Source organism: Chamaesiphon sp. (genome assembly GCF_041737865.1).
Classification (GTDB): Bacteria; Cyanobacteriota; Cyanobacteriia; order Cyanobacteriales; family Chamaesiphonaceae; genus Chamaesiphon.
In genome coordinates, this window is the sequence record NZ_JBGSQZ010000296.1 from 1 (window position 1) to 7,776 (window position 7,776).

General features: G+C 44.3%; 11 protein-coding genes. 4 read left to right on the top strand and 7 right to left on the bottom strand.

Annotation, left to right across the window (positions count from 1 at the left end; genetic code table 11):
- Positions 1–94: 94 nt before the first annotated feature.
- The 3 genes from ACEW9J_RS22910 to ACEW9J_RS22920 all read right to left on the bottom strand — a co-directional run bounded on the left by ACEW9J_RS22910 (position 95) and on the right by ACEW9J_RS22920 (position 1,133).
- A complete protein-coding gene (locus ACEW9J_RS22910; protein WP_373547386.1) occupies positions 95–424 on the bottom strand; it encodes a GIY-YIG nuclease family protein in 330 nt (109 codons plus the stop codon).
- A gap of 186 nt (positions 425–610) precedes the next feature.
- Entirely contained in the window at positions 611–970 is a 360-nt protein-coding gene (locus ACEW9J_RS22915) for a hypothetical protein (protein WP_373547387.1), read from the bottom strand.
- A 7-nt stretch (positions 971–977) separates the two neighbouring features.
- Positions 978–1,133 carry a hypothetical protein gene (locus ACEW9J_RS22920; protein ID WP_373547388.1) on the bottom strand — a complete coding sequence of 52 codons (156 nt, stop codon included), beginning with the start codon at positions 1,131–1,133 and terminating at the stop codon, positions 978–980.
- Positions 1,134–1,139: 6 nt separating this feature from the next.
- Between ACEW9J_RS22920 and ACEW9J_RS22925 the strand changes: the two genes are divergently transcribed.
- Both ACEW9J_RS22925 and ACEW9J_RS22930 read left to right on the top strand, forming a co-directional pair.
- Positions 1,140–1,364: a hypothetical protein gene (locus tag ACEW9J_RS22925; protein WP_373547389.1), complete on the top strand. Its 225-nt coding sequence runs from the start codon at positions 1,140–1,142 to the stop codon at positions 1,362–1,364.
- Positions 1,361–2,341 carry a potassium channel beta subunit family protein gene (locus ACEW9J_RS22930; protein ID WP_373547390.1) on the top strand — a complete coding sequence of 327 codons (981 nt, stop codon included), beginning with the start codon at positions 1,361–1,363 and terminating at the stop codon, positions 2,339–2,341. Before ACEW9J_RS22925 ends, ACEW9J_RS22930 begins: the two co-directional genes overlap by 4 nt.
- A 383-nt stretch (positions 2,342–2,724) precedes the next feature.
- Here ACEW9J_RS22930 and gorA read toward each other — a convergent pair whose 3' ends face one another.
- Both gorA and ACEW9J_RS22940 read right to left on the bottom strand, forming a co-directional pair.
- On the bottom strand, positions 2,725–4,074 hold the full coding sequence (gorA, locus tag ACEW9J_RS22935) for a glutathione-disulfide reductase (protein ID WP_373547391.1): 1,350 nt from the start codon (positions 4,072–4,074) through the stop codon (positions 2,725–2,727).
- Positions 4,075–4,290: 216 nt separating this feature from the next.
- Positions 4,291–4,824, bottom strand: a complete 534-nt coding sequence (locus tag ACEW9J_RS22940; RefSeq protein WP_373547392.1) for a peroxiredoxin — start codon at positions 4,822–4,824, stop codon at positions 4,291–4,293.
- 245 nt (positions 4,825–5,069) lie between these two features.
- Between ACEW9J_RS22940 and ACEW9J_RS22945 the strand changes: the two genes are divergently transcribed.
- Complete coding sequence (locus ACEW9J_RS22945; RefSeq protein WP_373547393.1) at positions 5,070–5,498, top strand: Fur family transcriptional regulator; 429 nt, start codon at positions 5,070–5,072, stop codon at positions 5,496–5,498.
- Positions 5,499–5,570: 72 nt separating this feature from the next.
- Positions 5,571–6,158 carry a Uma2 family endonuclease gene (locus ACEW9J_RS22950; RefSeq protein ID WP_373547394.1) on the top strand — a complete coding sequence of 196 codons (588 nt, stop codon included), beginning with the start codon at positions 5,571–5,573 and terminating at the stop codon, positions 6,156–6,158.
- 97 nt (positions 6,159–6,255) lie between these two features.
- Here the strand turns inward: ACEW9J_RS22950 and ACEW9J_RS22955 are convergent, their stop codons facing one another.
- Both ACEW9J_RS22955 and ACEW9J_RS22960 read right to left on the bottom strand, forming a co-directional pair.
- Positions 6,256–7,212, bottom strand: coding sequence for a nucleotidyl transferase AbiEii/AbiGii toxin family protein (locus tag ACEW9J_RS22955; RefSeq protein ID WP_373547395.1), 957 nt, complete (start codon positions 7,210–7,212; stop codon positions 6,256–6,258).
- A 173-nt stretch (positions 7,213–7,385) separates the two neighbouring features.
- A complete protein-coding gene (locus ACEW9J_RS22960) occupies positions 7,386–7,517 on the bottom strand; it encodes a hypothetical protein (RefSeq protein ID WP_373547396.1) in 132 nt (43 codons plus the stop codon).
- Positions 7,518–7,776: the final 259 nt, after the last annotated feature.

A 7,776-nucleotide genomic window follows, 5' to 3' on the forward strand; every position in this document is an offset into this window, starting at 1 on the left:
ACTGTCAAGACGAGTTCTTCGCCTAGCTCGCAGTATTCTTCAACTGTTATACCGTCTAGTTTTAGTAACTGAGTAAATAATGGCTGCATCTTGTTCAAACTGTATCACTTGCTACACTAGCATACTCGATCCTGAAGACCCTGCAAATTTTGAGAATCAACTCCCGAGCAACATCAATAGTCATAATAAAGAATTCTCTCTTGTTATTATTTCTGTATGCTTTTAATTTTTTATGAATTATTGTTTCAGCTTCTTTGCAATCATAAACTTTAAAAGCGAAAGCAATATCAAACGGTTCGGGTACTCCAGTATTACTAGAAATCTCTTTTGCCCGTATATTTGGTTCTTTCGTGGTGTGACCAATTTTAATCAGAGAATTATCAAAAGCTCGATTTGTCAGCGCGTATAAATATCCTATATTCATTTAGCATTTTTTAATGAACGGTACAGTAAGGATTTAAGTTTCTTCTCTAACCCTTATTACTAAACATACCCACAGTTCGATGGAAAAAGGATCGGGTGAAAATTTAAGTTGGCTCCAGCAGTATTCACAACATCCCTGCGCTCGTTGGGTGATAAAGTCCTTTTGTTGAGCGGTAATTTCAGCCATTTAATGATACTCTGGAATACCTAGTTCTTGCATGACTATAGATACAGGCTGACCGCGCAAAGTTGCTAATTCGATTAAAGCTTTCATCCGTCGAACGTTAGCAATTTCCAATCGATCGCTAATTTCAATTAGTTTTTGTTGTTCCTCATCTGTCAAGGTTTCAGCTTGACGTTTAGCAATAAGCAAGTGATATTCTGTCCAAATATCTGCTGAAAATCCGATATTAATTTCCTTCAAAAGATCCGATGCTCTGGACGGCTCTTGTTCTAATAAGGTTAATCTAACTCTTTTGCCAGAAAATTCATTAGCATTAGTGAGAATTTCTTCCCAAGTCCCTTCAATTTCTCGTGTCGATCGCATAAGAGATCTATAGATAAATATGTGTCAATTTTAACTTAGAGTGGGCAGCTCTAGCAATCAGACATCGCATGTAACCACTCGATCGAATCCCCAAGCTGAGTAAAATCTCAGATCGATCGGCAAGCAATAGGTTGAGTAAAACAACTTTGAGCTTGTTCGGCAATCAGCGTTGACTGAAGGTATCGCCATTGAAATCGTTAAAATAGATCTAGGTACTGAATCTTATTGCCCAGACAGCCAGGTTCAAAATAAGATCGACCATTTTCACGACACGATCGACAGATCTGGTTGGGGCATCCTCAATACTGGTGTCTCCATTCCATCCTCACCTGTGCAGGATCGCAGGGGAGTTTTGATTTCAAATTTGAGTTCTTTCAAGGAGAATCGAGCATGAGATATCGGCGACTGGGACGTTCTGGCTTACAAATTAGCGAGTTATCGCTAGGATCTTGGATCACTTATGGCAATCAGGTAGACGATCGAGCGGCGATCGAAACCATGTCTGCGGCACGAGATGCGGGTGTAAATTTCTTTGATAATGCTGAAGTTTACGCGGGGGGGAAAGCGGAAACGCTGATGGGAAATGCGCTCAAGCATCTGGGCTGGGAGCGGGAGGATTATATTATTTCTACCAAGTTTTATTGGGGCATCGCTAAAGGCCCCAACCGCAAGAATACACTCAATCGCAAGTACCTACATCAGGCGATCGAGGGTTCACTTCAACGGTTGCAATTAGATTATATCGACTTGGTATTTTGCCATCGTCCCGATCCAAATACACCGATCGAAGAGACTGTCTGGGCGATGCACGATATGATTACTCAGGGCAAAGCCCTCTACTGGGGCACCTCGGAATGGTCGGCGGCGGAAATTGTCAGTGCGTGGCAGATTGCCGATCGGCATCATCTCCACAAGCCTGTGATGGAGCAACCCGAGTACAATTTATTCCATCGCGATCGGGTGGAACAGGAATACGCCCCACTCTACAAGGAGCAGGGATTGGGGCTAACTACCTGGAGTCCACTTGCATCTGGCGTACTCACGGGCAAATATGCCAATGGAGTTCCTGCTGGTAGCCGTTCGACTTTACCAGGTTATGATTGGTTGCAACAAACGGTTACAAACAGCGAGTGGATTGCGGCTACCGAACGCTTGCGTCCGATTAGTAATGAACTAGGTTGTACGTTATCGCAGTTGGCGATCGCATGGTGTGCCAGCAATCCCCATGTCAGCACTGTTATTACTGGCGCAAGCAACAAAGCTCAAGTCGTGGAGAATATGGGCGCGATCGAGATTATTCCGCAGCTTGACTCGACACTGCTCGATCGAATTCAAACAGCGATCGGTAAACAGTTGACAGTTGACAGTTGACAGCGAAGTGATTAGAACGGAGATTTAAACTCCGTCCTAACCACAATCGCACCTTTAGGCAACTGGGCGGGAGACCCATAGTCGGTGCACCGACTATAGTCCAGTGAAGCTTTAAACCCCGAAGCCATAGCTTCTGCTATTCGGTACGACCTCCGTGCCAAGACGCTTACCAAAAAGCATGATTTTAAAGCTTTACGCGTCGGCTTCCAGTGCAAGCTATCAACTGTCAACTATTAACCCACATTCCGCACTTCAACTTTTACGACATATACTAGTCACGAAGACTCGACAGTTTGACGATGCTACCGATCGTAACTCACTGATTGCCGTGACGCAAATTTAGGCTTTTTTGATGCTACTTTTCCGAAGTGCGGAATGTGGGATTAACGCATCGTCACAAATTCTTCAGCCGAGCTGGGATGAATCCCGACGGTGGCATCAAAATCAGCCTTCGTCGCGCCCATTTTCACAGCAATAGCTATACCTTGAATGATTTCAGCCGCGTGATCTCCCACCATATGGGCACCGAGGACTCGATCTGTTTTAGTATCCACCACCAGTTTCATCAGGGTGCGATCCTGTTTATTTGGCAGGACATAGTACATCGGTCGGAAATTGCTACGGTAGACTTTAATATTATCACCGTGCATTTCGCGGGCTTCTTCTTCGGTTAAACCGACGGTTGCAGCTTCGGGAGTGGTAAAGATCGCCGTGGGGATGTCTGCATAGTTCATCGTGCGGGGTTTATTCCCAAACACTGTATCAGCAAATGCCCGACCTTCATTGACAGCTACGGGTGTAAGTTGGATCTCATCCGTACAATCGCCGACGGCGTAGATATTTTCTACATTCGTCTGGCTATTCATGTCTACTAAGATCGCGCCATTATGGGTTTTGACATCGACGTTTTCTAGTCCTAAATTTGCTGTATTGGGCTGCCGTCCCAATGCAGCTAAACTCACAGCATCAGCGAGGATCGTCTGCTGTCCGTCTTTGGTGGTAACAGTGACACTCACGCCATTATCGGTTTTGGCGATCGAAATATCGATCGAATTATTAATAATCTTAATCCCATGATGGATCATCCCTTCCTGAACAGCCGATCGCAAGTCGCGATCGAAACTCCGTAAAATCAGATCGGGGCGAATAATCTGGGTAACTTCTGTCCCCAATCCATTCATAATGCAAGCAAACTCACACCCGATATAACCAGCACCCAAAATTACCATCTTCTTAGGTTGGGTGGGTAAGTCAAACATATCATCTGAAACGATCGCATGTTCGATCCCAGGAATGTCTGGACGCACGGGATGTCCGCCCACTGCAATCAATATTTTATCAGCAGTGATGGTGCGTTCGCCTACTTGCAGCGTATGATGGTCGATAAATTTAGCGCGTTCTCTGATGACTTCTACTTTGGATTTATCCAGCATCGTCTGATAAATCCCATTCAGCCGCACCAACTCATTATCAATCCCCGTCACCATTTTCGACCAGTCCAACTGACTTTCGACCGCACTCCACCCATAACCTTCCGCATCGGTAAATAGCTCGGGGAAGTGGGACGCATACACCATCAGTTTTTTGGGAATACAGCCGCGATTGACACAGGTACCGCCGAGTCTACTATATTCAGCAACACCGACCTTCGCACCATATTCAGCCGCGCGTCGGGCTGTAGCAATCCCACCGGAACCGCCACCAATTACGAATAGGTCAAAATCATAACTCATGTTCTGTATTTCCTTAGCTTACCCAAAATTTGGAGATGTTGCTTATATACAAGTCTAATAGACTTCGGCTGAGATAGCTTTACCCCCCAAACCCCTCCTAGGAGGGTGCCCATAGGGCTGCTGGTCGGGTGCCCCGCCCAGTGGGGTGGGTAAAGATCCACGCAGCCAAACCGAAAAGCTGGGTAGATCTTTACCCACCCAACCCCCAACCTACAACTACTTACTCTTCAAATAAGCCAACATCGTATTGACGTCAGAAACTTCAAACGGATCGGTTTCACAGTTGTCGCTATAACCATCTTCGATGAATGCTTGCTCGACTTTGCCGTCATTGACGACCATCGAATAACGCCAAGACCGCATCCCGAAGCCTAAGTTAGATTTTTCGACCAACATTCCGATCTTCCGGCTGAATTCACCGTTACCGTCGGGTAATAGCTTAACGTTTTTCACTTCCATGTTTTTGCCCCACTGGAACATCACGAAAGCATCATTGACGGATACACAGTACACTTCGTCAATACCCAGTGCTTTGATTTCGTCGTATGCAGCATCATAACCAGGAAGGTGGGTGGTGGAGCAGGTAGGTGTAAAGGCACCAGGTAGCGAGAAGACAACTACTCTTTTACCAGCGAAGATGTCTTGTGTAGTCGTATCCTGCCATTTAAAAGGGTTTGGCCCTTCGACCGATTCGTCGCGGACGCGAGTCTTAAATACAACGTTAGGCACTTGTTGGTTGACTACAGCCATGATTTACTCCTAAATTTAATTAATTATGGTCAGCGCACGATCGAGCGCGACAACTGACTACCGAGCGAGCGAACCTCATACATCTCAGAATAATTCTAATTTAGGAATAAGTCAAGTGTAACAAATACACTTAATTAAGAATATTTAAAATTTAGCGGTCGTTCTCGGAATTTGGGCATTATAATTGGAGATTACAGTATCTCTCTACTAGCAACTAGTTTTCTAGTCCCTAGTCATCCCTTGCTATGAGCCAGCCATCAACAGACGCGATCGTCAAGACACTCAAAGCCAAAGGCTTGCGCGTGACACCGCAACGATTCGCCGTGTATGCCAATTTACTCTCGCGCAACGATCATCCCACGGTCGAACAGCTTTTGGTAGATTTGAATCAATACTGTCCCGTCTCCTCCCAAGCGACGATTTATAGCTCATTGCAAGCTCTCCGCGCGGCAGGATTGATCCGCGAAGTACTGCTTGAAGCTGGCGTTTCGCGCTACGATGCGATCGTCGAATCCCACCATCATTTCCACTGTCAACAATGCGGCTCGATCGAAGATATCGACTGGGATGACTTGCCTGTAGTAGCATTCGATCGATTGCGCTCGGGCTTACAAGCAGTTAGCTATGAAACTACCGTGCGTGGTTATTGCGATCGATGTATTCAAGCAGAATAATTTTTAATTGTGAGATTCGATCGAATTAATAGCTACAATTAGTCTAACTATTATGCTAGCTCGTCATTTGCCATGACCACCTTAATTCAACCACCAAATATTGAATCACAACGGTTAATCTTACCGAATGTGACTTGGCAACAGTATGAAAGCCTCCTAAACATTTTTGGCGATCGTTCTGGATTGAAGCTAATCTATCTTGAGGGAACTTTAGAAATATTTATGCCCTCTGCCGAACATGAAACGATAAAAAAGATCGTAGCGAGGCTCCTAGAACGTTATGCGGAGGAGCTGGATATTCCTTTGCATGGATACGGTTCGACAACTTTTCGACGAGCGGCGACAGCGCAAGGTTTAGAACCCGACGAATGCTATTGTGTCGGTACAATTAAAGAGCTACCAGATTTTGCAGTTGAGATTAACTTAACAAGTGGCGGCATCGATAAGTTAGCGATCTATCGAGGGCTAGGTATTCCTGAAGTTTTGGTATGGCAAAATAATCGACTGACTCTTTACGATCTGCGCGACTCGATCGATCTTGAAGTTGTCAGCAGTCAGTTTTTTCCAGGTTTAGATTTTCAACTGTTGGCACGATATATTCAACCTCAAAACCAACCGCAAGCTATTAAAGATTTTCTGGCAGCGATTCGATCGAAGTAGGGTAACTCAATGATTTATAACCTGAGAATTACCTGTAATCTAGATAGTGGGCACTGCCACCACATTAGTTTCAGCCGATCGACAGACCGATATATTCTCACATAAACGGAAAAATATTGTCACCTGATTCACTAATAGTTCGACTAGTTTTCTCTAAACCCAGATCGAGTGCCAATAAATCGATACCATCAATTAACTCAGACCGAAAAGCTTCAGGAATTTTCAAATTCTCATAACAGTGAAATCTGAGATCGGCATCCGCTTGAAACTTAGTTAATGCCGCAGTTAAAGGTAATATAACTCGATAAGCAGCTTCAGCTTTCTCGATCGCTAAAGGTGGAATAGGTTGAGAGTTTCGCAAGAAAGCTAGATCGATGAGATCGCGGGAATGAACGCTAGGATCTGCGTATCGGTCGGCATTAGCTAATAATTTACTAGTAAAACAGTCAGTGATACTCAAACACTCAACTGGCGACCAACTCGGTTGACGTGGCAAATCTAATTCAAATCGCGCTTCGGCAATAATTTCAGTCTTAATTGGGATGCCATCAACAACAATCGCCATTCTAATCCCATATTGATCGGCAGTAAACCGTTCGATTTCTAGATCGGAGTTATCCTTTAATAAGATGCGAGGAGTTCGATCGCTAATCGCATTACGTAACTTGCGATAATCAGATCCCAAGGCACAGATAAAGTCAACATCGTTACTCGTGCGATATTCTCCAAGATCCAATGAGATCAGAGTGCCGCCACCAAAATATGCTCGACATTCACTCAGAAATTCACAATTTAAACTTTCTAAGATACGATGAATTAATTGATGATGACCGATCTCAAAATCCATAAATTCACTTAATAACCAAGACTTGCGATCGATAGCGAGTTGCTTGATAAATGCCAACTCACTTGCAGGAAGATCGGTAATATGACGATACCGCCAACCGCGTTCGTAACTGGCCAGCATTTCTAGTTGAGTCAAGCGGTAAATATCAGCAATTTGCCAGCCGATAAATTCTAGGAAGGGCAGTTTGGAAGGCTGAGTAATATTCATAACTATTTACAACTTTCTCACACTGAAAAACACCTGAAGCCTTATCTTTTACCAATAATTTACCCACTAACTCCTACCATTCCTAAATTCGACATTCACACTTTCCGCCCCAAGAGTTGAAAGATTGACTCACGGCTAACAATTTCTGTAGCTTCACCTTCTGCGATGGCTTGCTAGATTGCAACATCTTCGAGCATCTCTGCTAGAAAATCAGAGACTTCTGCTCTATTTTCATGTATTAGTTCGACAATCGCACTTTTGAAGATTTCCTTGAGTCGATCTGAATCGAGCGTAATTTCAGACATGACGGTACCTCTAATCGCAAATCTATAATAGGGCTTGCTGAATTAGTCCCTGATGCTGTTCTAAAGCCTGAACTCCTTGCTAAAAAATGGTTTTGTTGCAAATATTTGCACTCGATCGCCAGATTCAAGCGATCGAGTGCAAGGGTTTTGAGCCTTTCAACGTCAAAACCTTGCACTTAATTTCTGAAAAAAGGCTCAAAACCCTTGCAGTGATTGGCTTGCTGAGATCTTCAGCAAGCCCTATAATATTTGTAGGGTG

What these genes read in the sequence shown, in the direction of transcription:
- ACEW9J_RS22910 (WP_373547386.1), bottom strand. Translation starts at nt 424, where the DNA reads ATGAATATAGGATATTTATACGCGCTGACAAATCGAGCTTTTGATAAT.
- ACEW9J_RS22915 (WP_373547387.1), bottom strand. Translation starts at nt 970, where the DNA reads ATGCGATCGACACGAGAAATTGAAGGGACTTGGGAAGAAATTCTCACT.
- ACEW9J_RS22930 (WP_373547390.1), top strand. Translation starts at nt 1,361, where the DNA reads ATGAGATATCGGCGACTGGGACGTTCTGGCTTACAAATTAGCGAGTTA.
- gorA (WP_373547391.1), bottom strand. Translation starts at nt 4,074, where the DNA reads ATGAGTTATGATTTTGACCTATTCGTAATTGGTGGCGGTTCCGGTGGG.
- ACEW9J_RS22940 (WP_373547392.1), bottom strand. Translation starts at nt 4,824, where the DNA reads ATGGCTGTAGTCAACCAACAAGTGCCTAACGTTGTATTTAAGACTCGC.
- ACEW9J_RS22945 (WP_373547393.1), top strand. Translation starts at nt 5,070, where the DNA reads ATGAGCCAGCCATCAACAGACGCGATCGTCAAGACACTCAAAGCCAAA.
- ACEW9J_RS22950 (WP_373547394.1), top strand. Translation starts at nt 5,571, where the DNA reads ATGACCACCTTAATTCAACCACCAAATATTGAATCACAACGGTTAATC.
- ACEW9J_RS22955 (WP_373547395.1), bottom strand. Translation starts at nt 7,212, where the DNA reads ATGAATATTACTCAGCCTTCCAAACTGCCCTTCCTAGAATTTATCGGC.
- ACEW9J_RS22960 (WP_373547396.1), bottom strand. Translation starts at nt 7,517, where the DNA reads ATGTCTGAAATTACGCTCGATTCAGATCGACTCAAGGAAATCTTCAAA.